Raw genomic sequence first — 22733 nt, 5'->3', positions numbered from 1 at the left:
TGATGTCCGAGGGCGCCGTCCGAGGCGCCACCGAGGCACGGAGACGAGCTATGGCTTGGACGCGCGTAACGGTGATCGAGGACGACGCGGAGATCCGCGAGTGCCTCTCCGCCTCACTCCGAAAGATGAAGTACGACGTGCACGCCGTCTCGCGCGGCGCCGACGGCCTCAGCCACGCCGCCGCGGCCGCTCCGGGAGGAGTGATCGTGCTCGACCTCGGGCTCCCCGACATCGACGGCCTCGACGTGCTCAAGATGCTCCGTGCCACGGTGAACACCCCCGTGCTGGTCTCCAGCGCCCGGGACGATGACAGCCACATCGTGCGCGCCCTCAACCTCGGCGCCGACGACTACGTCGTCAAGCCGTTCTCCGCGGAGCACCTCGACGCCCGGATCCGCGCCGTGCTGCGGCGCTCCGGGGGCCGGCACCAGGAGAGCGTCTACCACGTCGGCGGCCTCAGCATCGACATGGAGGCACACACCGCCGTCCTCGACGGCAGGGAGCTGGAGATGCGGCCCAAGGAGTTCCGGCTCCTCGCCTACCTCGCGCGCCATGCGGGGCGGGTCGTCAGCAAGGACGAACTGCTGAACGAGATCTGGGACGACGCCTTCGGCGCGAGTGAGAAGACGATCGACGTTCACCTGTCCTGGCTCCGCCGACGCCTCGGGGAGACCGCGGCCGAGCCGCGCTACCTGCACAGCGTGCGCGGCGTCGGAGTGAAGATCGCCGCACCTGCGGCCTAGCATGCGCACGAAATTCGCGCTGGTCAGTGTGCTGACCACGCTGCTGACCGTGATTCTGCTGGGCATCCCGCTGACCTTCTACGCGGCATACGCCCACCTGGCGCAAGCCGATCACGACGCCGTCCTGCAGGCCCAGACCCTCGCCACCCTGACGCGCGAGTCGGCGGGTTCGGGCACCGGGCAGCTCACCTCCTGGATCGACTCCCAGCAGCGCAACGTCCGCGCCACCGTGGTCATGCCCTCGGGCACGCGCTACGGAGCACCCGTACCGTGCCTGCAGCAACCGGAACCACACGCCGACGACCTGGAGCAGTGGACGTGCCGGGGGGACAGGGTCGCGAGTCTTGCCGTACCCATGCCCGGCGGCGAGGCCCAGATAGACGTCGCGGTGGACACCGCGGAGGCCGGCGAGGAAACACTGAGGGTCATCGCCCTGCTCGCCGCTGCCGCCGTCGTGCTGCCCGCCGTCTCCGTGGTGTTCGCCGACCGCCTCGCACGCTCGGTCGTGCGCACCGCGCAGGAGCTGACGGACGTCGCGGCCGACCTGCGCCAGGGACGCCTGGACTCCCGCTTCACCGGGGCCGGCCCACCGGAACTCCACCAACTCGGCATCACCCTCAACGCGCTGGCGGCCAGGCTCGACGCCCTCGTCGCGAACGAACGCGAGTCGCTGGCCGACCTTTCCCACCGGTTGCGCACCCCGATCACCTCCCTGATGCTCCAGGCCGAGGCCCTCAAGGACCGCCGGCAGGGCGAACGAATCCTCTCGGCCCTCCACGACCTCAACACCGAGGTCACGAGGGTCATTCGGCATGCCCGCAAACCCATCGCCGCGAAGGGTGGTCTGACGGCCTTCCTGGACATGGTGGTGGCCGAACGCGTCGCGTTCTGGGAGGTGCTGGCCGAGGAACAGGGACGCGCCTGTGAGCTGACGGTGCAGGACACCGGCTGCCAGGTGTATGTCCCGCAGGCCGAACTCGAAGCGGCCGTGGACGTCCTGCTCGAGAACGTGTTCACCCACACCCCGGAAACGGCGGGCGTGCGGATCACCGTACGAGCCGATCCGGACGGTGGCGCCGAGCTGGCGATCGACGACGACGGGCCGGGGTTCTCGGACCTGCGTGTGGTGGAACGCGGCCGGAGCACCGGCGGATCGAGTGGACTCGGCCTGGACATCGCCCGCCGCACGGCGACGATCTCCGGTGGCCGGCTCGTCCTGAGTACCTCGCCGACCGGAGGCGCACGCGTCACGGTCTCCTTCGGCGGACCCCAGGCCGCGCACCGCCCGGCCGACACCCGCAGGGGCTCCGGCGGAGCGTCCTGAGTTCTGCCGACCGTTCGAAGGAGGACAGCTCGTGGGAGCCATGCTTCATCTGATCTACCGTCACTGGCGTACCTGTCGCAGCTCGCGCCGGGAACTCGAGCGCTGGCGCAGGGAGCGGAAGGCGGGTGCGCGCCACGAGTGAGGTGCACCGGCGTGCGCCGTGGCCTCACACGGGGGCGGCCACACACACCGGAGCGGGTGGGGAGACAGAACTTCCGTTCTGTCTCCCCACCCGCTCCGGTGCTGTACCGCGCGTCGGTCAGATCAGACCCTCGCGGATGGCGTAGGCGACGGCGTGGGGGCGGTTGCGCAGGTTGAACCGGTTGTTGATGGCGTGGAGCGTGTTCTTCACCGTCCGTTCCGAGTAACACAGCTCCTGGGCGATCTCGTTGGTGTCCAGGCCCTGGGACACCAGGCGGAGCACGTCGGCCTCACGGTCGGTGATGCCGGAGTACCGCTGGCCGCCCCGCGGGACGGAAGCCTGGTGCTGGAGCTTGGACACCTGCTTGAGGAGGCTGCCGACAAGGTCGGGCGGGAGGACGCCGGCGCCCCGGTTGACCGAGGTGATCACCTGGACGAGTCCGTCGGCCGTGACGTCCTTGCGACGCGCGAGACCGCTGATGCCCGCTTCGGCGGCGGCGAACACACCGTTGTCCTCCAGGGAGGAGGCGACGAGCACGATGCGCTGGATGCCCTGGCCCCGGGTCGACTTGACCAGGGAGACGGCGGCGTCGTCGATCTCGTCGACCACGAGGACGGCGACGGTGTCCGGGTCGGCGTCCTGGCGCTCCACGATGTGTACTTCGGGGCGGAGACGGAGGGCGGCGATGACGCCCAGCTCTGAAATGGAGTCCAGGGCGTGGACGAAAACACTGATCCTGTTCGGCATGAATTCCCTCTTGGATGCGTAGAACTGAGGAGTGGCCTCCGGTCGACGTCCTGTGGGACGGTCGGTTCGAGGTCGATGCATCCATGGTGTGGCCGCGAAGGTTAAAGGAGGGATAGCGGAGCCGGTGCGAAGGATTGTCCGTTGAGGCGTCGGCGGGCCGCCGTAAGGGCACTTTAGAAGAGCCGTTCCTCGCCGCAGATCGCCACCCGCACCGTGGAGTCGCAGTCCAGCGACACCCGGTAGTAGCACCGTGTCACCGGCCTGGTCCGCGTCGCGTCCTGCCAGCCGAACCCGCTGAAGCTCAGCCAGGTGTCGGACGACTGGTTCCGCTTGACGGTGGCGCTGGCAGTGCCGTTCAGCAGAACGCTGCCCTCCGACCCTCCACCCAGGTACTCCCGCAGTTCCACCGTGCACGTGACAGGCGCGGTCTGCGGCCGGGGAGTGAAGCGGAAGGCCAGCGTATCGGCACGGAAGGAGACCAGTCCGTCCCGTATCTCGTTGCTCGTGATGTCGAACTCCAGCAGCTGGGCCGGATTCCATGTCGGTGGTTCCGACTCTCTGATGTCCATTCGCCCATTGTCCCGCCATACGCCGCTCCGTCCGGCCCTCGGCCGCGATTCTGCGCGAAGGGAGGCGGGAGCTTTCCCTCACCGCTGCCCGAACATGTATGTCCACACTTGGCCCGGCCCGGGACAGTGGACGCATGGGAGTCATCGCATCACTGGACGAACCGGATGTCAGCGTCGAGGCAGGTGAAAGCGTCACCTGCTCCGTACGGCTGCACAACACGGGTCGCACCGTGGACACCTTCACCCTGGACGTTCTGGGGGAGACGGCCGAATGGGCCACAGTGCGGCCGGCGAGCGTCAACGTCTTCCCCGGCGACGACGCGGTGGCCGTCCTCACCTTCGAGCCTCCCCGCTCGGCGGACGTACCGTGCGGGAAGAAGGCCTTCGCCCTGCGCATCATGGCCCAGGAGGACACCGACGGCTCGGTCATCCAAGAGGGCAGCGTCGAGGTCGGGGGCTACGCGGACCTGGCGGCCGAGCTCGTGCCCCGGACGGCTCGCGGAGCGCGCAGGGCGCGCACCAAGCTGGCCGTGGACAACTTCGGGAACGGGCCGGTCACGGTCCAGTTCACGGGTAAGGACGAGAGCGGGGACATCGACTTCGCCTTCAAGCCGGTCCAGACCGTCATCGAAGGCGGAACCACGCAGTTGATCCCCGTCCGGATACGGATGCGGAAGCGTTTCCTCACAGGTCAGCCCAAGACGCTGCCGGTGGAGATCAGCCTGACGGCCTCGGACGGGACCGTGCTCGACACCGCCGGTGTGGTGATCCAGCCGCCCATGCTGCCGCGCTGGTTGCCCAGGGCGCTGACGTTTGCCATCGCCGGGGTGATCCTCCTCGCCGTCCTGGTACCGACCTTCTTGAACGACGCGCCCAAGTCGAAGGCCACCACCGGTGGGCTTCCGGATCCCTCGGGGGGACCCCAGCCTCCGCCGGCCCCGGGCGACACGCCGGCGCCCGGAACTCCGCAGCAGGACCCGTCGCCGCCTCCCGGGGGCCAGAACCAGCCCGGGCCCCAGGGCGGTTCCAACGACTCCGGGGCCTCGGGCAACGGCACCGGACCGGAGAAGCCCGCGCCGGAGAAGCCCGCGCCGGAGAAGCCCGCGCCGGAGAAGCCCGCGCCGGAGAAGCCCGCGCCGGAGAAGCCCGCGCCGGAGAAGCCCGCACCCCCGAAGCCCCCCGCGCCCGGCCCGGCGGAGCCGACCGCCGAAAACATCCGCATCGAAGGCACGTCCATCGCGGGCAGTTCGGGCTTCACGACGCGCAGGCGCACGGTGCAGGCGGGCCAGACCATCAAGGTCGCGGAGGTCGTCCTCGACAATCCGCAGGGCTCCAGCGGCACGCTGGAGATCCGCAAGAACGACACCAAGCTAGTCGAGCGCGACCTCTCCAAGCTGACGCACGAGCGCGTCCGCTTCAGCGCGGAGGTCACCTTCAAGGCGGGGGACGAGATCGTGGTGGCGGTGCGGTGCACCTCGGGCACCTGCAAACCCAGCGCCCTCTTCCCCGCCAAGGTCACCGCTTCCTGAACTCGCGGATCCCGCACTTCTTCCTTCTTCGAAAGGCAGCCGACATGCCCGGACTTCCCGCCGCACGACTCGGTGACAAGGTCACCGGAACCGACATCCACATCGTGCTGGTACCCGCCCCACCCGGTCCGCCCACACCCCAGCCCATGCCCTTCCCCTACCAGGCGACGCTGACGGGAGGGTGTTGTCCGACGGTACGGATCGGCGGCAAGCCGGCGGCGACCCTGTCGAGCACGGCCGCCATCAGCCCCCCGCACATCGCCCCCGCCCCGGCGACCTTCTCCGTGCCGCCCACGCACACCGGCACCGTGCTGAAGGGCAGTGCGACCGTACGGATCGGCGGCAAGCCGGCGGCGCGCGCGAGCGACACCGTCCAGACCTGCAGTGACCCGGCGCCGGCACCCAACGGCACGATCATGCCTCCGGTTCCGCACCACGGTGTGCTCATCGGCTGAATCCCTGCGGGATGTGGCCGGCCCCGGGCGTTCCCCTTCCGGGCGTCCGGAGCATCCCCTACTGTTCGTTCGAACGAACTGCACGGTAGCTTCTCAGTCTCACAGAGTGACGGGGCGCTGCCGTCGCCCGTGCCGACGCGCGATCCGCGTCGGCACGTCTCGGCAGGGTCCCGACCGGGGCCCGCCCCACGAGGGAAGCGAGTTGGTTGATGTGGCCGACGTACACCAGGGCTCTCGCGTCCGGGGTCCCCTGGCGGTGCGCCTCGGGCGCAGGGACGCGCTCCGGCTCGGCACCATGCTGGCCGCGTGGGGCATGTCCGCTCTGGTGCCCGTCGGCATCGCCTGGGGGCGGCGCTGCGACCGGGCGCGCGGAACGGTCACGACGACCTACCGGGGGAGTTCGCCGTTCGGCTACGACCAGTGGGCCTCCCTCGATTTCGACGTGCCGGCCGGGGTCCGGCGCATCTCCGTCAGCACCTCGTTCGCACCACCCGAGTTCCCGTCCCGGCGCGTCACCTGGCCCAGCGGCCTGGACACCGGGGTCTTCGGGCCGGACGGATTCCGCGGCTGGTCGGGCGAGGCCCGGCGCGAGTGCACCCTGTCCGCAGCCGACGCGACCCCGGGGTACCTGCCCGGACCGATCGAGGCGGGCAAGTGGTCCGTCGCGCTCGGCCCGACGGTGAGCGATCCGCAGGGGATGGACTGGCAGGTCGACGTCACCCTGGAGTACGGGGATCCGCTGCTGCCAGCCTGCGGGGCCCGGGCCGCCCACGGGCCGGACCGCCAGGGAATCATCCGTCTGCGCGCCGAGGTCTCCGCGGCCGGTCCACCGCCGGCGTGCACCTGTCCACCGCACGCGATCGTCGCACGCACCGGTTCGCAGCTTCCTCCTGCCGCGGGGCGGGCGCCGAGGCCCCACCCGGACCGCACCGTACCGCTCGGCGGCAAGTGAGCGGCGGGGTCAGTGCATGCTCTCCGCCCGCAGTTCGAGGGCCCGGGTCTCCGCAGCGAGGCCCTTCCGGAGGGCGGTGCCCATGACCAGGTCGGTGGCCGAGCTGAAGATGCCGTCGAGCAGCAGCTCGTTGGTGACCAGGACCGTGCCGTCGGCTCGGGGGTCGAGGGTGCGGCAGCGCTGTCCGTAGACGAAGGAGGCGTTCCACCCGGCGTCCCGCCAGCAGAAGCGCCGGTTCGGTTCGACCACGAGGACGGTGTGTTCCGCGGGCATCACGTGGGTGCCGAGGGCGACCGTCACGTGCACGGTGGCCCCCGGCCGGACCTCTCCGTCGGCGCGCAGCACCCACGGGTTCCAGTCCTGGTAGGAAGGCAGGTCGACGAGTACGTCCCAGATCCGCTCCGCGGGAGCGGCGATGACCGCCTGCTCGCGGTGGACCACCGAGTGCCGGCCGGGCTCCCGCGGGGCCGGGGAGTCCGTGGCCGCCTCGGCGGCCGCGGCCGGCCGCAGGGGCAGCAAGGTCAGTGCGGCACATGCGGTGGCGAGGGTCAATGCGCGATGCATGAAGGTTCCCGGTTCTCGAGTGGGGTGACGACCGGTGCCGACGGGCCCGGCCAGATTCGAAACAGAAGGCCAAGACACCCCCTAGAGCCAGCCGAGCGCGCCGAAGGCCGCGAGGGCCGCCGCGTCGATGGCGAAGAGGGCCGAGACGACCGCCGCCTTGGCGCGGACCCGGGGGAGGTCGTGGACCACGGCGCACACCACGAAGAACGGGGCGTAGCCGATCAGAAGGATCAGGAAGGGGAACCCCTCCTGCCACCAGGGCCAGTCCCAGGTGAGCACGCCCGCCCTGTGCAGCAGTACCTCGACGCCCACACAGGCGAGGGAGTTGAGCAGGACGAACAGCCATCTGCCGGGAATGCCGAGCAGCCGTGTCCCCCGGGGCGGGAGCAGCTTGGCGGCCGCCACACCCATGACCGCGAACATGAGGCAGATCTCGGCATTGAGCCCGATCAGGATCTGGAAGGCGCTGTCCCCGCCCGCCCCCCAGGCCGGGGCCCGCTGCGTGAAGTGGAACACCAGGGCGTTCCAGATCTCGTTGAACCAGTCCATGCCCCACAGGGCGAGCCCGGCGAAGAAGACGTTCCAGTTACGGCGTTCCACCTCGGCGGCGTACACGTAGATCACCAGGAGCAGGAGAGGTATGAGGTACCACTGGAACCGGCTGGGATCTCGCAGGTGCTCCAGGGCCGCACGGGCGTTCTCGGTCATCGGATCCTTCGTGCTGCGTGGGAAGGGGTGTCGCCCCGCCGGGAGGGTGCGGCGGGGCGACACGGAGGGGGGCCGGGAGGGTCAGGGGGTGAGCTCCCAGCGCTCGATGTACCCGACATCGATGGAGGCGCGGTCCTGGACGCGGAGCTTCCACGTGCCCTCGACCGGCTGTGCGGAGGCGTCGACGGTGAAGGTCTGGTCGACGTTGTCGGCCGGCCCGCCGCTGCGGTTGAGCAGGGGGTACGCGGTGCCGTCCGGGCCGACCAGGTCGACGGTGAGGTCTCCCCGGTAGGTGTGCGTGATCTTGACGTGGACCCGGGTGGTGGCCGACGCGTTGCCGGAGCGGTCGGTGATGGTGAGCGGCGACTCGACGGCGGCCCCGTTGTCCGGGATGTCGACGCGGGTGGTGGCGGCGTAGATGTAGGCCACCTGCCACGTGAAGGACCGCGTGACCGAGGATCCGGTGTCGTCCCGGACCGTGATGCTCACCTCGCTGGTCGCGAGAGTGGTCGGCGTACCGGAGATCAGGCCGTCGGCGGCGAGGGTCAAGCCGTCGGGGAGCCCGGTCGCCTCGAAGGTGAGCGCCGAGCCGGTGTGGGTGGTGAAGGCCTCGACCTGGAGGCTGACCGCCTGGCCGATGCCGCTGGTCTGGTCGGGGATGGGCGCGGCGTTCACACCGAGTGCGATGCGGTTGCCGACGTTCACGCCGGCCCAGGCATCGGCGACGGCCAGGTAGCGGGGGCCGTAGGCCCCGAAGAGGTCGGCCGCCGCCTGGAGGGTGGCGGTGCGGGCTCCCGCGTAGTCGGTGCCGGAGGTCATGTACGTGGTGAGGGCGCGGTACCAGATCTGTGCGGCGCTCTCGATTCCGATGCCCGCGACGGGCAGGCCGTCGGAGGTCGGGCTGTCGTACGCGACGTCGTTCACGGTCTTGGCGCCGCTGCCCTCGGCCAGGAGGTAGAAGAAGTGGTTGGCGGGGCCGGAGGAGTAGTGGACGTCCACATTTCCGAGCGAGGAGTCCCAGTAGTCGCGGGAGGCACCGTCCCGGGACGGCCGGTCCATGTAGCGCAGCGGTGTCCCGTTGCCGCGGATGTCGATCTTCTCTCCGACGAGGTAGTCGCCAGGATCGGCCGCGAGGCCGGAGTGGAACTCCACTGCGGCGGCGAAGATGTCGGACGTGGCCTCGTTCAGCCCGCCGGACTCGCCCGCGTAGGTGAGGTTCGCGGTGGCGCTGGTGACGCCGTGGGTCATCTCGTGGGCCGCGACGTCGAGGGAGGTCAGGGGGTGGGTGTTGGCCGCGCCGTCCCCGTAGGTCATGCAGAAGCAGCTGTCGGACCAGAAGGCGTTGACGTAGTTGTTGCCGTAGTGGGCCCGGCTGTAGGCGGCGACGCCGTCGTCGCGGATGCCGTTGCGTCCGAAGGCCTGCTGGTAGAAGTCCCAGGTCGCCGCGGCGCCGAAGGCCACGTCGACGCCCGCGGTCTGCCGGTTGGCGGGCGTGCCATCGCCCCAGACGTCGTCGTCGTCCGTGAAGAGGGTGCCCGTTCCCGACGTCCGCTGGTTGAGGTCGTAGGTGTGGTGGCCCGCGCGGTCCGCGTCGATCAGCTGGTACCCCGGGTCCGAGGGGGTCGTGCCGATGGACACCTCGCCGTTGTACTGGCCGATGCCGCGGCCGGTGTGGACGCGTTCCTCGGTGCTCAGCACCTTGCCGGAGCCGGCGTCCGTGAGGACGCGCAGCTCGCTGGGGGTGCGGTCCTCCTGCACGCCCTTGACCAGGGTCTCCCAGGCCAGCACGGGTTCGGCCGCACCGGCCATGCGGATCACGAGCCTCGGCGCGCCGGCCTTGGGCCGGACCACGTCGGCCCGTTCGGCCTGGGTGACCGCGGCCGCGGCCGCGCCGGAGGGCCGTACCGCCGGAGTCAGGGAAGGGACGGTGAGCGTTGCCCCGCTCGCCCGCGACAGCGTGGTCCGGCCCTTCCCCTCGTGGACGACCAGGTCGCCGCCGAGGACGGGGAGCCCGGCGAAGGTGCGCTCGTACCGGGTGTGCCGCGTGCCGTCGGCGTCCTGGATGACGTCCTTGACGAGGAGCTGCTCGCGGGGCCCGAGGCCGATCCGGCGTGCGGTGGACTGCTGCGAGTCCCGGGCCTGCCCGATGAGGGAGGCGCGGTCCGCCGGCGAGAGGGCGATGGGAGCCGCGCCGGCCCGCGGGGTTTCCGTCCGGGGCGCTGGGTCCACAGGGGCGGCCGACGTGGGTGCGCCGAGGGCGAAGAGGGCCGTGACGGTCGCCAGGGCGAGGACGGCAGTGGCCGGTCTGCGGAGCTGAGGGGGGTGTCGCCGTAACAAGGCGTCTCCAGGGGGGTGTGAAGGAACGGTGAACGTCCGAGGGCAAGCGTGGCACCCACATGCGTTAACTGTCATGACCCTGCCAACTCATGGACCGGAAACCGTCCACCCGTCCACCCGGCCGAAGTCGTTGTCATCCGGTCGCCTTCTGGAGGGACCGCTGGACCGGCGGCGGTGGGTGCGCCGCGGGCAGAGCACCGCCCGCACGGCGAAAGGGCAGGCCGGCGCGTGTGCGCGGGCGCTTCGGCGGCTCGCGGGCCAGGTGGCCCGCGGGTGCGCTGTGGTCGAAGTCCCGGAGCGTGCGAAGTCCCATCGCCCGCCCGTGGCTTCGCCATTCTGCCGGGCGTCGTGCCGGGATTGAGCCGTGGTTGCCGGGTGGTGCGCCGGGTGGATCCGCGATGCGGTCCGACCGGGGCCCGACGCCCCACGCTTGGCCGGCGGTCCGGCGCGGGTCAGTGCGCCGGCGCCCCGTGCGCGTACAGCGACAGGGCGAAGCCCACGGAACCGAGGTCGCAGCCGGGGGCGGCGACGACCGCGACCGCCCCACCACCGGCGGCCGGAGCGGCGAACAGGACGCCGCCGTCCATCTCGACCAGGGTCTGTACGACGTCGCCGCCGCCGAGGAGGGCGGATCCGCCGGCCGCCAGACTGGCCAGGCCGGTGGCGAGCGCCGCGAGCTGGTCGGCGCGGTCCCTGGGCAGCCCGCGCGACAGGGCGACGACGAGGCCGTCGGCGGAAGCGACCACTCCTTCTTCGATGCCCGGTGTGCGGGAGACGAAGTCGGCGAACCCCGTCTGAGGGGAAGTCGTCTGCATGAGTGTGCTGTTCACTGGAGTTCCTCCGGATCGAATCCGTACGTGCGTGACGTTCCGTTGAGGGCGCAGAGCCCTAGACGGGTGCCCCGGCGTGGGACCGCAGGGCCTGGCGGACGACCTCGATGAGCATCTGCTGGACATCGCGCCGCTCCCGGGCGTCGGTGTAGAGCACGGGTACCGACTCGCCCACGCCCAGAGCGGCGCGGACCTCCTCGGGCGTGTGGGTCCTTCGCCCGTCGAAGGGGTTCATGGCCACCGCGTAGGGCAGCCCGCAGTTCTCGAAATAGTCCACGGCGGCGAAGCTCTCCTGTAGCCGCCGGGTGTCGGCGATGACCACCCCGCCCACCGCGCCGCGCACCAGGTCGTCCCACATGAACCAGAACCGGTCCTGGCCCGGGGTTCCGAACAGGAACAGAACGAGGTCCTCGTCGATGGTGATGCGCCCGAAGTCCATCGCGACGGTCGTCGTCCGTTTCCGGGGGGTGTGGCTCAGCGCGTCCACGCCCTCCGACGCGGCCGTCATCACCGCCTCCGTGCGCAGTGGTTCGATCTCGGAGATCGACCCCACGAACGTGGTCTTGCCGGCGCCGAAGCCACCGGCGATGACGATCTTGGCACTGGTGGTCAGGCGGCTGCCCGTCGTATTCACTGTTCTCTCCTCACGGAAGGGCATCAGAGGCGTTCGAGTCCGCGCAGCACGCGTTCGAGCATGGTCGTGGAGGCGCCGTGTTCGTCTTGTTCGTGCACCTGCACCAGGCCGCCGTCCGCCAGGTCCGCGACGAGGATCCGCATCACGCCGACCGGGATGCCGAGGACGGCGGAGATCTCGGCCACCGAGCAGGGCCGGACGCACATCTCACGGATCCGGTCGTACTCGGGCAATGGCCCTCGGTGATCGCGGAGTTGAGGCACCGTGCTCACCAGGGTCTCCAGCCGCAGCAGACGGCTGGCCTGCGTGCGGCCGCGCGTCAGGGTGTAGGGCCGGGGTCCGAAGGAGTCGGCCTCGGCGTCCCGGTTGCCCGGTTCGAAGTGCGCCGTGTTCATGCCGCGGTCCAGGGGCGTGGCGGCGTCGTGTTCCCGGCGGGCCCGTCCGGCCCCTGGCCCCGGCGGGCGGGCGTCAGCACGTCTCCGCACTGCCGGGCCAGGCGGGCCATGTGGTAGCCGGCAACCCCCAGATCGCACTGGGGAGAGGCGAGAACCGCGAGCAGCGAGCCGTCCGAGATCGCCATGACGACGATGGTGCCGTGGGCCATTTCGATGATGGTGCGGGAGACTCCGCCCCGGTCGAGGAGCTGGGCCCCGCCGGCGCTCAGGGCGACCAGGCCGCTGCTGACGGCCGCCAGCCGGGTGGCGTCGCCGACCAGGCCCGCGGACGATGCCAGGAGCAGTCCGTCGGCCGAGACCACGGCGGCCGCCCGGATGCCGACCACCCTCTCGGTGAACCGGTTGACGATCCAGTCGAGGCCCTCGGACGTCGGCAGGGCGGGGGCGGCGGATGCCGGCTGGGTCACGGGACTCATCGCTGTTCCTCCTGCTGGACCTGCTGGACCTGCTGGGTCTGCGGCAGGCCGCCGTCCTCGTCGTCGGCCCGGACGATGCCCTGGTGCAGGGCGCCGAGCCTGCTGCGCAACCGTGCGGACGCCTCCGGTACTTCAGTGGTGCCGGCTTCCGGCGCGTACGCGGGGGCCGGTGCCGCGGACTGCGGTGCCGCGCCCACGGCGGGTGCCGGGGCCGTGGCACTGCCGGGCTTGAGCAGCGCGCCCGGGACGCGGCGCGGCAGGCCGGCGTCCGCGCGACCCCCGGCGTCCGCGGACTCCGCGGCGGGAGCCGACGGGTGGCCGCCGACGGGCTGGTGGTCCTCTTCGGTGGCCCCGTCGAAGGCGGGCGCTTCCGGCGCCGCCGTCAGCGGGGGGAAGGCGGTGGCCGACCAGTCCGCGGCCCGGCCGAAATCGGGGTTCCGCGGCGAGCGCGGCCGCCCGGGCCCGGTCGGCCCGGGGCGCTGCGGCGGACGCGAGGATGCTTCCCCGGCTCCCGGCGCAGCGGGCTGGTCCTCCAGGGCGGCGAACTCGGTTTCCTCCGTGGGAACTTCCTCCGCGGCCTGGTCGTCGGCCGGCTGCCGCGCGGGGAGGGCGACGGCGAGTTCCTGCGGCAGGACGACGACCGCCGAGGTTCCCGGCGAGGCGGCACGCAGCTCCACGTCCACGGCGTGCCGGCGGGCCAGCAGACCGACGACGTACAGACCCATGTGCTCCGAGGCGTCGGGGGCGAGGGCCTCACCGGAGACGAAGTGGTCGTTGGCGAGCGCCAGTCGGGTCGCGTCCATCCCGATGCCCTGGTCCCGGATCTCCACCAGGACGCGGCCGTCGGGCAACTGCTGGGCACCGACCCGGACCTCCGTCTGGGGACTGGAGAACATGAGTGCGTTCTCCAGCAGCTCGGAGAGCAAGTGGGCGATGTCGCCGACCGCGTACCCGGCCACGAACACCGGCGGCAGGGCGAGGTGTCCCACCCGCTCGAACTGCTCGACCTCGGACATCGCCGTGCGCAGCACGTCGAGCAGGGACATCGGCCGCGAGGTGCGGGACGTGCTCTGTCCGCCGGCCAGCACGAGCAGGTTCTCGCTGTTGCGGCGCATCCGGGCCGCGAGGTGGTCGAGTTCGAAGAGGCGCTTGAGCTGGACGCCGTCGTCCTCGTTCTGTTCGAGGGTCGTCAGGATCGACAACTGGCGCTGGACCAGGCTCTGGTTGCGGTGCGACAGGTTGCGGAACAGCGTGCTGACCGACTCACGCAGCCGAGCCTGGTCGCCCGCCAGCCGTACGGCCTCGCGGTGGACGGCGTCGAACGCCTGCGCCACGTCGCCGATGTCGTCCCGGGTGGTGATGCCGCTCGGCGGCACCGTCAGGTCGACGGAGGCCGGCGCGTTGTCCTTGAGTTCGCGCATCAGCTGCGGCAGACGGACCTCCGCCACGTCGGTGGCCGCCGCGTGCAGTTCGGCCAGGCCCTGCGAGATGCTGCGCGACACCGCGAAGGCGAGGCCGAGGGCGGCGACCAGCAGCCCGGCGGTGACCCCCGCGTCGAGCCGCGCCTGGCCCATGGCGTCGTCGTACTGGGCCGAGCTCCGGGACACCAGTTGATCGGAGACCTGAAGGGCCAGTTTGTCCAGCTGCTGCACCCTCGTGCCGAAGTCCGCGTACCAGTTCTGAGCCGGTGCGGACCCCTTCGAGAGGTCCTGCGGGGCCTGGAGCATCTGCTGCAGTGCCTGCTCCGCCGTACGGGAGGCGGGGGACTGCTCGCTGCGGGCGAAGGCGGTGCGGTCGCCCGGCGGGGCGGCCATGGTGAACTCGCGCTGGGCCATGTCACGGATCTTCACGGTGGCGAGCAGGGAGGCGCGTTGGGCGGAGGTGAGGCTGCCCTGGGCCTCGGCCTGCGACATCAGGGCCCGTTCGCTGGACAGCATCGACGTGCTGAGGGAGAGGGTGTAAAGCCCCCAGCCCTGGGAGTGGGACTGGGCCAGCTGACCGTCGAGTGCGTTGTCGATGCCCAGGAGCGGCATGATCAGGCTCAGGTAGCCGGTGTCCGTCGCCGACCCGGTGGCACCGCCGTCGGCCGCCTCGCGAATCCGCGGGAAGGCGGCGAAGGCCTCCTTGACGGCCGCCAGGCGCGTCTTGATCTGGCCGTCCTGCGACAGCTGGGCACTCTCGCCCTCGAGCCGCTGCTGCAACGTATCGGTTTGCTGTCGCACATTTGCCAGACCGTTGGCTCCGGCCGCGGAGCGGGCGGCGGGATCGATGGTGACGTCCCGCTCGTGCTGGAGCTGCTGCACCAGTGCGGTTCCCGTACGGGCCAGCTGGGCCACCTCGTGGAACTGCTCGTAGCGGGATGCCTCGTCGAGCGAGCCGCTCACCCTGAGGGCGCCGAGGCCGGTGGCCACGATGAGGGGGATGGCGATGACCGCGAGGAGCCGCGTACGGACGCGCAGGTCCCCCAGCCGCGGCCCGCGCCGGGGCTGCCGTCGCGATGCCCCGGACTCGGGGGATCCGGACGTGTCCTGTTCCTGCCGACCAGGCCGGCGCGGGGGCGGGGAAGCCTTGCGGAGCCGGTTCCTGCCCTGTCGCTGCACGCGCATCTGTGTCACTTCCGCTAGCTCGGACCTCCCGGCGGCCGTAGTGGCACGCGGGGATCTGACAGCCTCCGCCGACTGGCGGCGGAGGGGGTCTGCCGACGCGGGAACTGCCACCGCGGTGCCCGGCGAGACCACCTGCATCCGACCGTAGGCCGGTGGCGGGCCCGCGGGACCGGCCGGTCACGGGAGGGTGCCGGGGGAGAGGCCCCTCCCCCGACCGGGGGACGAGCCGCCCGGGGGCCGGGTGTGCACAGCCCTGTGCCCTCCGGGTCCGGGGCGGGAGCCGCGGATCCGGAGGGCACAGGGCGCAGTGTCGCGCCGGCGGTCAGCTGCCGAAGAAGCCGGCCCACCAGATGGTGTCCGGGGTGGTCCGGCTGGCCACGCCCATGGTGCGGAGGTTGGGGTCGAGCAGCTGGGCCCGCTCTGCGGGGTGCTTCATCCAGTCGTTCACCGCGGCCTGAGCACCGACCTCGTTGCGGCTGAAGATCGTGGTGGTGGCCCCGGTGGCACCGGATTGCCGCCAGCCGGTACCGCTGACGGGACCGGCCGCCCCGGGGGAACCGTGGGACGACAGATAGTCGGCGGCCTGCGCGGCCGGGGCGTCCAGGCTGGAGTCGAGCGTGAGGGGGGCGATCCCGGCCGTGATGCGGACCTCGTTGACGAGCTTTAGCACCTCGCTCGGCGAGGTGGAGTCGAGTTGCTTCTGCTGGGCGTCCGCCTGCGTGATCAGGCTCGCCTTCGACGGGGAGGCCGGCGTCGCCTCCGCCGCGCCCCCGGAACCTTGCGAAAGGCCCGGTGCGGCGGTCCCCTGCGCGGTCGTGGGGGGTGCGGGGGCGTCCTGACCGGAGGCCGGTCCCGCCGGTGCCGGCCGCGAGGCCGCGACATGGGCGGGGCGGAAGTCCTCGTGCAGGCCCGGGCTGCCCCCGGCGGGGATCAGCGCCGCGGCCAGCGCGCCCGCTCCCGCTGCCGTCACCGCGACTGCGGCCACCAGTCGCGCGCCCGTGGGCAGCCTGCGGCCGGTCTTTCCGACGGATGTCTTGTGCCGAGCCATGTGCTGCCCTTCCTGGCTGCGTGTCCCGTCCGTCTGGAGGGGCTGATTCGCTGATGCGAATGTAGGTGATGATGAGGTGGGGAGAGGGGGAATGCTGCTGGAAACGGGTCTGCGTCCCGGAGCGGGCCCGGAACCGCCACCCCTCCCGCGACCCTGGGACCTGGGGCTTCACCCTCGACTGCGCACGGGAGCGGTGTCCGCCCTCGTCCTGCGCATCGTTCTCCACGAGGCGCGGTCTGCTCCACCGCGCAGGCGGCGGCCCGATCCCGGAAACGGGAGGCGGGCCGGATCCGCCGTGCGTACGGGTCAGTAGGCGCCGTTGATCGAGTCGATTCCCCCCTGGTACTTGTGGGCCGCGTAGTTGCACGCCGCGGTGATGTTCGCCACCGGGTCGAAGATGTCGTTCGACGTACCCGGCACGTGGTAGGCGGCGAAGGTCGTCGGGATGACCTGAAGCAGTCCCTTCGACGGGTCGCCGTGCTGGGCGTTGACGTCCCAGTTGTTCTGCGCGTTGGGGTTGCCGGACGACTCGCGCATGATGTTGCGGTAGATGCCGTTGTACGAGGCCGAGATGCCGTGCGCCTCCAGGACGACGATCGACTGGCGGATCCAGCTGTCGAGGGTGTTCCCGTGCGCAGGCGCAGGCGCAGTCGGCTGCGCGGTGTTGTCGGGGGCTGAGGGGACGGCCGGGGTGGCAGGGGTCTGGTGGGGACTCTGGTGCGGCCGGGCGTGCGTCCCGGAGTGCTGCCGCGGGGCCTTCGGCCCCAAGTGGTGCGCGGTGTCCGGTGCTTGCGCGGTGTCCGGTGCTTGCACCGGCTTCGCGTGCGTCGCGGGCTTCGCGTGCGTCGCGGGCTTCCCGTGCGTCGCGGGCTTCCCGTGCGTCGAGTGGGCTTGGTGGTGGTGCGGCTGGGCGGGAAGTTCGGCGCTCGGAGTCCCGCCGTCGGGGATGGTCAGGACCTGGCCGGTGTGGATCAGGTTCTCGTCGGGGATCTTCGCCTGGTTCGCGTCATAGAGCTTGGACAGGCTCACGTGCTCCTGGACCGCGATCCCGGAGAGCGTCTCGCCCACCTTGACGACGTGCGTGCGGTGCTTGGGGGCAGCCGCGTCGTGTCCCGAGGCCTTGCCGGAACCGGCGGGGTCGTCCTGCTGAGGAGCCTGGTGCTCGGTCGTGAGTGTGGTGGCGGCGGGCGCCTTCGTGGCGGCGTGGGCGGTGCCCACCGCGATGACGGGAAGGGCCAGGCCCGTGCCCGCGACGACGATCTTTCGCTTGAGCGGGCTGTTGTCAGGTCGGCGGTGCTTTCCGTTGGACGGCATGCATGTTCCTCTCAGTTACCGGCGGGGGTCGGGCGGTGCGGCTCGGAGTACGAGTCCTGGCCGGGACCTTGTGTGGTGCGGCGCGAGCCGTTCCTGGCCGGTGCGGTACGTGGCCTCGTGGGGAGGTCCGAAGTACCGGTCCTTTTGGGTGGTGTGACCGTAGGCAAGGGGTGAGTTCGGCTACAAGGCCCCCCATGGGCCTGACGTGCGCCTTCGGGCAAGCGGACGGGCCGGCCGACGTGGACGCGCATACGGAGTTCGAGTCGGAATCCGTGGGGAGGCGGGGCTGACTCTTTCCGATCTCTTCGTGACATTGCACCGGTGGTGTGACGGGCATCACAAGACGGTGAGAGGCGGGGGCTCCTCCGACTGGTGGAGCCCCGACCTGTCCGTCTGGGGGAGTCCAGCGGGTCGCGGCAGATTTGGTGCACGACTGCGACACGGCTGCGACACGGCTGCGACCACGTGGTGATGGAGACGAGAACGGGTCCGGGGCTGGACCGCGAACGGGACCACGGCGTAGGAATCTACGGACGCGCCGACTCTCGGCGCGCGAGGGAAGGGAGCAAGGAATGAGGGAGACGGGTGGACTCGGCCGCATGGCGGTGGAGGGGCTCTTCCAGGCGACGGCTTGGGGAGAGGTCTGGGCTGCGCACCGGGGGAACCGGCCGCTGCAACTGATGACCAAACCCGTGGCCGTACCCCTCCTCGGTCTCAAGGCCGCCCTCCGGCGCGGCACGTTGGAGCCCGCGCAGACGCGCCTGCTCGTTTCGGGGCTGCTCGCTGCCGGAGTCGGCGACTACTACATGTCCCGCTCCGACGAGGATGGCCAGATCGTGCGCGGCGCGGCGGCGTTCGGGGCGATGCAGACGCTCTACTCGGCGTTGCTGCTGCGCCGCGGCCACCGCCCTCACCTGCGCACCGCTGCGCTGCCGGCCGCGTTGTGGGCTGCTGCCGCCACCCTGCTGGCCGTTCGCCGCGAGCCGGGCCGGGGTGCGGTCCCGGCCGTCCTCGCCTCGTACGCGGCGGTACTCGCCGGCACGCTGACCCTCGCGCAGGACCCCGGTCCGGCAGATGCCCCGGGGCCCGTGACCCGCCTGATCCGTCCCGGCCGCGACCGCCGGACCTGGCTGCCGGCCGGCGTGGCGCTGTTCGCCATTTCCGACACGGCGATACTGCTGCGGCGCACCCTGCTCACCGGCGCACGGTCCCGCGCGGCGGCGCAGGTCTTCGTACTCGTCTCCTACAACGCCGCGCAGTGGCTGATCGTCGAAGGGTTCCTCGCCCCGCCCGGGCGGGACGGAGGGAGCCCGACGCCTCACATCCGGTAGAACGCTGCCGCGTTGTCGTGGAGGACGGCCTCGAGGTGCTCCCCGGAGGCCTCGGCCAGCAGGTCGAGATCGGAGTCCTCGAAGGGCCGCCGCGCCCGGGTCGACGGCAGGTCCGTTCCGGCCATCAGGGCGGTCGGATCGACATCGAGTACGGCGCGGACGGTCGCCCGTACGTCGAGTTCGACGCGCCCGAACCCGGTCGCCTTCACCTTCACGCCCCGCTCGACCAGCCCCAGCAGGTGGGGGAGCCCGTCGGCGTGCAGGCCCAGATGGTCGATGCTGACCGCGGGCAGGGCCGTCAGCGTCCCCGCGATGGCGGGGAGGTCGCGGGCGTCGACATAGAGCTCGGCGTGCATGCCCGCGAGGTCGTGGACCCTGCGGGCGAGCCGGTCGAGGTGCTCGATCCCCGCCGACCCGCCGCGCCGGAGGTTGAACCGCACGGCGCGCACGCCCCGTTGCGCGAGTGCGGTGACCTCGTGGTCCGGCAGGTCGTGCGGGATCTGGGTGACCCCCACCCAGCCGGCGCCCAGACGGTCCAGGGCGGCGAGCAGATAGCCCTGGTCGAATCGCTGGAAGGATCCGGACACGACCGCGCCGCCCACCACACTCAGCCCGGCGGTCCGGTCCCGGTACTGGTCGACGGTGAACTCCTCCGGGAGGAATCCGTCGTTCTCGACGAGCGGGAACCGCCGGTCGATGACGTGGAAGTGGGCGTCGAAGAACGGTTGAGAGGGCATGGGGGCGCTCCTTCCGCTGATTTCAGGCTACGCCCGGTGGGCGATCCCGCCAGCCCGGCCCCGCGGGAGTGGTGGACAGCGCGGGGTCGGCCTCTCTACTGTTCGTTCGAACGAACAATTTATGGTTCTGGTGCCGAAGGGGTCGTCATGCGCATCGCCGGGAAGAACGTCCTGCTCACCGGCGCGACCGGGGGGATCGGTCAGGCCCTCGCCGTGGCCCTGGCCGCCGAGAAGGCCAGGCTGACCGTCACCGGTCGCCGCGAGGAAGTCCTGAAGAACGTCGCCGGCGGCCTGCACGCCCACACCGTGGTCGCCGATCTCTCCCGCAGGGAAGACGTCGCGCGGCTCGCCGAGGAGTGCGCCGACACGGACGTGCTCGTCGCCAATGCCGCCCTGCCGGCCAGCGGCGACCTCCTCGAGTACACCGAGGAGCAGCTCGACCGCGCGCTGGACGTCAACCTGCGCGCGCCTGTCGAACTCGTCCGCCGGCTGGCCCCGCACATGGTGGCCAGGGGACGCGGCCACATCGTGCTGGTGGGTTCCATCTCGGGCAAGGCGGCGAGCCGCTCCTCCTCCCTGTACAACGCCACGAAGTTCGGCCTCCGCGGTTTCGCCCTCGCCCTGCGCCAGGACCTCGCCCCCCGTGGTGTCGGAGTCTCACTGGTCCAGCCGGGATTCGTGCGCGACGCCGGGATGTTCGCGGCCACCGGCGCGGCCGCGCCGGGCGGCATCCGTACGGTGGTCCCGGGCGACGTCGCGGCCGGCGTCGTCCGGGCCGTCCGGCGCGACCTCTGCGAGGTCAACGTGGCTCCGCTGGAACTGAAGCTGCTGAGCGCGGTGGCCGGCCAGTTCCCCCGCTTCGCCGAACGGGTCCAGGCCCGCATGGGCGGCATCGACGAGACGCTGAGCCAGATCGTCACCGCCCAGCGCGAGCGCCGCTGACTCGTCGGGGCCGGATCGTGCCGGGCCGAGAGCCCGGCCCGCGGGGAGGAGCCGGTGTGCGCGGCGCCGCACCGGGGCGTCCGAAGGCCACCGGCTCTTCCTCGCGGCCCCGCCCGGAGAGGATACGGAACTCAGCCGGCAGGTGATGGGCAGGACGGCCCCCGAGACCAGGGGCCGATCGGGGGAGCGGAGGGGTGAATACGCCCTCCACCAGCGGTTCTTGCGAGGACGGAGCAGGACCGAGGCCCTAGACGGCCGGCCCCTTCAGATGCCTTTTGACGCAGGATTTTGCACGGGGTGCTCGGTAAAGCTGGAGGAGCAAGCCAGCTACCCAGCAGAGGAACGTCATGCACACTCGTCCGAACCCGGCCCCCCACTCCCCTCGCCGCAAGCGCTCCGTGATGCGCACGGCAGCCTGCGCCGCACTCCTGCTGTCGGTGCCGGTCGTCTCACTCGGTGGTGCCGCGCTCGCCCATGCCGCCGACACCACCACGCCGCCGGCGGCCACGAGCGGCCCGGCGGACGCCGCACCCTTCACCCAGGGAGCCAAGGTCGACTCCAACAATGCGACGTGGACCTTCGACGCCAAGGCGAACCTCACCTACCTCGGCCTGATGTTCACCCCCAAGGCGAACGTCGACGGTAAGACGCCGCCGCCGCAGAGCCTCGACCTGGTGGCCCTCGCCGCGATCAAGGGCTCGGGGGTCACCGTCTCGGGTACGGAGTACACCTTCAAGGAGCCCGTCAGCGACACTTCGGCCAAGTTCACCTACCACTGGGTGTACACGCCGCAGGGCGGGCCCCAGTCTCAGCCCACCCAGGATTACCCCGTCCCGGGTCCGCCGGCTCCGCCGGCTCCGCCGGCTCCGCCGGCCAACGGCGGCGGTTTCCCGCTGAACGTCAACACGCCCCAGGGCAGTGACTACTGGGTGACCGTGGTCGGCCAGCAGCAGAACAAGGGGCACTACGTCTACATCAAGCCCGACGGGACGTCCGCACCGGTCACCGAACAGCAGCCCACCGGGGATGCCTCGAACGGAGCGAGCGGGATGAGCTACGAGCTGAACAAGATCAACGGGAAGTTCCAGATGCCATCGTGGCTGGAGGGCGGCCGCATCTTCATTTCCAACAAGCCGATGATCATGCCGCCCGCAACGGACGCGGCCGGCACGCCCAACGACACCGGCTACCAGCAGCCCGACCTGAACAACCCGAACGACCCGAACCAGCAGACGAAGTTCGACTTCTTCGAGCAGACCTTCAAGAACGCAACGGTCAAGGACCCGAATTCCGCTCCCACCGGCCCGGTCGCCTGGGGTGGCAACACCACCCAGGTCGACGGTTTCGGCATCCCCATGACGGCCGAACTGAAGCAGGGCTCTTTCGACCGGACGGTCGGCATCACGGACATGGACACCGCCACGGTCATCGCCAAGTACCTGAAGGCGGTCGACCCTATCTTCGCCAAGGAAGTGGTCGGGATCGGCTCGGACAAGTACCACGCTCCCCACATCATCGCCCCGCGTTCGGCCGCTGTGTTCCAGCTCGGGAACGACGGCAAGAACGGCCAGCCCGTCACGAAGGACGGGCCCGGTGCCCACTTCTTCGACCAGGAGATCAATGATGCCTGGAGCGACTGGAAGTCCGGTGGCCCCACTGCGGACCAGACGCCGCCCTTCGTCCTGGACGTTGGCGACGGCGTCGTCTACAAGGGCGACACCGGGTCCGAAGGCACCGGTCCTCTGACGTTCACGAAGTATGTGAACGGAGTTGACTCGGGCACCGGTGAGGTCGCCAAGCCCAACACCCCGGACTCCGTGGCATGCGCCAACAGCCTCGCCACGGGATCGGACGACGAGAAGAAGGTCGAGGCCAACCTGTGTGCCGCCGTCAACCGCGGCATCCTCACGAATCCCGTCAACACCTGGGGCGACGCGAGCACGTACTTCCAGGTGCCGAAGGCCCCCGAGGACCCCACTGACCCCGATTACCTCAAGAACGTGGCGGACCACCGGTTCAACGAGTACGCGGCGTTCTTCCACTCCATCGCCATGCCGTCCCCGGACAAGACGGATTCCAAGGGCGACGCGATCCACCCCGCTTACGGTTTCGCCTATGACGACGTCCACGACATGAGCTCGGTGATGATCCTGCCGAACTTCAACGCCCCGGACAGCCTGACGCTGACCATCGGCGGCTGATCCCGCTCGAAGGAGCCCCTCCCGGCCGACATCCCTCCAGGATGGCGGCCGGGAGGGGCTCCTTCGCGTTGTGCGGCGCGTTCGCCTCCGCGAGGCCGCAGCACCGTCCGGTGCTGTGACCGGGCCGCCGGCCCCCGGCGTAAGGGTCG

21 protein-coding genes are annotated in these 22733 nt (G+C 71.0%); 8 read left to right on the top strand and 13 right to left on the bottom strand.

What is annotated here, in order from left to right:
- Nucleotides 1–50 precede the first annotated feature (50 nt).
- Both OG435_RS34415 and OG435_RS34410 read left to right on the top strand, forming a co-directional pair.
- Entirely contained in the window at nt 51–743 is a 693-nt protein-coding gene (locus tag OG435_RS34415) for a response regulator transcription factor (RefSeq protein WP_266882901.1), read from the top strand.
- A 1-nt stretch (nt 744) separates the two neighbouring features.
- On the top strand, nt 745–2067 hold the full coding sequence (locus OG435_RS34410) for a sensor histidine kinase (protein WP_266882899.1): 1323 nt from the start codon (nt 745–747) through the stop codon (nt 2065–2067).
- A gap of 259 nt (nt 2068–2326) precedes the next feature.
- Here OG435_RS34410 and OG435_RS34405 read toward each other — a convergent pair whose 3' ends face one another.
- Nucleotides 2327–2956: a helix-turn-helix transcriptional regulator gene (locus tag OG435_RS34405; protein WP_266882897.1), complete on the bottom strand. Its 630-nt coding sequence runs from the start codon at nt 2954–2956 to the stop codon at nt 2327–2329.
- Between the two features lie 173 nt (nt 2957–3129).
- Nucleotides 3130–3525, bottom strand: a complete 396-nt coding sequence (locus OG435_RS34400) for a hypothetical protein (RefSeq protein WP_266882895.1) — start codon at nt 3523–3525, stop codon at nt 3130–3132.
- A 134-nt stretch (nt 3526–3659) separates the two neighbouring features.
- On the opposite strand from OG435_RS34400, the gene OG435_RS34395 reads away from it, so the two are divergent.
- The 3 genes from OG435_RS34395 (at nt 3660) to OG435_RS34385 (ending at nt 6461) form a co-directional block, all read left to right on the top strand.
- Nucleotides 3660–5054 (top strand): hypothetical protein, encoded by a 1395-nt coding sequence (locus OG435_RS34395; RefSeq protein WP_266882893.1) that lies wholly within the window; start codon nt 3660–3662, stop codon nt 5052–5054.
- 44 nt (nt 5055–5098) lie between these two features.
- Nucleotides 5099–5509, top strand: a complete 411-nt coding sequence (locus OG435_RS34390) for a PAAR domain-containing protein (RefSeq protein WP_266882891.1) — start codon at nt 5099–5101, stop codon at nt 5507–5509.
- Nucleotides 5510–5720: 211 nt separating this feature from the next.
- A complete protein-coding gene (locus tag OG435_RS34385; RefSeq protein WP_266882889.1) occupies nt 5721–6461 on the top strand; it encodes a hypothetical protein in 741 nt (246 codons plus the stop codon).
- A gap of 9 nt (nt 6462–6470) precedes the next feature.
- On the opposite strand, the gene OG435_RS34380 is transcribed toward OG435_RS34385, so the two are convergent.
- From OG435_RS34380 to OG435_RS34335, 10 genes are all read right to left on the bottom strand, one after another.
- Nucleotides 6471–7025 carry an SRPBCC domain-containing protein gene (locus OG435_RS34380; protein ID WP_266882887.1) on the bottom strand — a complete coding sequence of 185 codons (555 nt, stop codon included), beginning with the start codon at nt 7023–7025 and terminating at the stop codon, nt 6471–6473.
- 81 nt (nt 7026–7106) lie between these two features.
- On the bottom strand, nt 7107–7733 hold the full coding sequence (locus tag OG435_RS34375; RefSeq protein ID WP_266882885.1) for a hypothetical protein: 627 nt from the start codon (nt 7731–7733) through the stop codon (nt 7107–7109).
- 81 nt (nt 7734–7814) lie between these two features.
- Entirely contained in the window at nt 7815–10070 is a 2256-nt protein-coding gene (locus OG435_RS34370) for a M4 family metallopeptidase (RefSeq protein ID WP_266882883.1), read from the bottom strand.
- A 452-nt stretch (nt 10071–10522) separates the two neighbouring features.
- A complete protein-coding gene (locus tag OG435_RS34365; RefSeq protein ID WP_266882881.1) occupies nt 10523–10900 on the bottom strand; it encodes a roadblock/LC7 domain-containing protein in 378 nt (125 codons plus the stop codon).
- Nucleotides 10901–10958: 58 nt separating this feature from the next.
- Complete coding sequence (locus OG435_RS34360) at nt 10959–11558, bottom strand: GTP-binding protein (RefSeq protein WP_266882879.1); 600 nt, start codon at nt 11556–11558, stop codon at nt 10959–10961.
- Nucleotides 11558–11929: a DUF742 domain-containing protein gene (locus OG435_RS34355; protein WP_266882877.1), complete on the bottom strand. Its 372-nt coding sequence runs from the start codon at nt 11927–11929 to the stop codon at nt 11558–11560. The genes OG435_RS34360 and OG435_RS34355 overlap by 1 nt, the downstream gene beginning before the upstream one ends.
- A complete protein-coding gene (locus OG435_RS34350) occupies nt 11926–12405 on the bottom strand; it encodes a roadblock/LC7 domain-containing protein (RefSeq protein WP_266882875.1) in 480 nt (159 codons plus the stop codon). Before OG435_RS34350 ends, OG435_RS34355 begins: the two co-directional genes overlap by 4 nt.
- Nucleotides 12402–15011, bottom strand: a complete 2610-nt coding sequence (locus OG435_RS34345; RefSeq protein WP_266882873.1) for a sensor histidine kinase — start codon at nt 15009–15011, stop codon at nt 12402–12404. The genes OG435_RS34350 and OG435_RS34345 overlap by 4 nt, the downstream gene beginning before the upstream one ends.
- A 322-nt stretch (nt 15012–15333) precedes the next feature.
- Entirely contained in the window at nt 15334–16059 is a 726-nt protein-coding gene (locus tag OG435_RS34340) for a CAP domain-containing protein (protein ID WP_266882871.1), read from the bottom strand.
- A 306-nt stretch (nt 16060–16365) separates the two neighbouring features.
- Nucleotides 16366–17373 (bottom strand): LysM peptidoglycan-binding domain-containing protein, encoded by a 1008-nt coding sequence (locus OG435_RS34335; RefSeq protein ID WP_266882869.1) that lies wholly within the window; start codon nt 17371–17373, stop codon nt 16366–16368.
- Between the two features lie 572 nt (nt 17374–17945).
- Here OG435_RS34335 and OG435_RS34330 point away from each other — a divergent pair.
- Complete coding sequence (locus OG435_RS34330) at nt 17946–18704, top strand: lysoplasmalogenase family protein (protein WP_266882867.1); 759 nt, start codon at nt 17946–17948, stop codon at nt 18702–18704.
- Here the strand turns inward: OG435_RS34330 and OG435_RS34325 are convergent.
- Nucleotides 18692–19441, bottom strand: coding sequence for an amidohydrolase family protein (locus OG435_RS34325; RefSeq protein ID WP_266882865.1), 750 nt, complete (start codon nt 19439–19441; stop codon nt 18692–18694). The genes OG435_RS34330 and OG435_RS34325 overlap by 13 nt on opposite strands.
- A 147-nt stretch (nt 19442–19588) precedes the next feature.
- Here OG435_RS34325 and OG435_RS34320 point away from each other — a divergent pair, with 147 nt between their 5' ends.
- The gene (locus OG435_RS34320; RefSeq protein WP_266882863.1) at nt 19589–20383 is read left to right on the top strand and encodes an SDR family NAD(P)-dependent oxidoreductase; all 795 of its coding nucleotides are present in this window, start codon (nt 19589–19591) and stop codon (nt 20381–20383) included.
- A 347-nt stretch (nt 20384–20730) separates the two neighbouring features.
- Nucleotides 20731–22584: a beta-1,3-glucanase family protein gene (locus OG435_RS34315; RefSeq protein ID WP_266882861.1), complete on the top strand. Its 1854-nt coding sequence runs from the start codon at nt 20731–20733 to the stop codon at nt 22582–22584.
- The last annotated feature ends 149 nt before the right edge of the window (nt 22585–22733 follow it).

The sequence above is a fragment of the Streptomyces sp. NBC_01264 genome (assembly GCF_026340675.1).
GTDB lineage: Bacteria > Actinomycetota > Actinomycetes > Streptomycetales > Streptomycetaceae > Streptomyces.
Note: the sequence above shows the minus strand (reverse complement) of the source record. Positions and strands in the feature narration are given on the sequence as shown.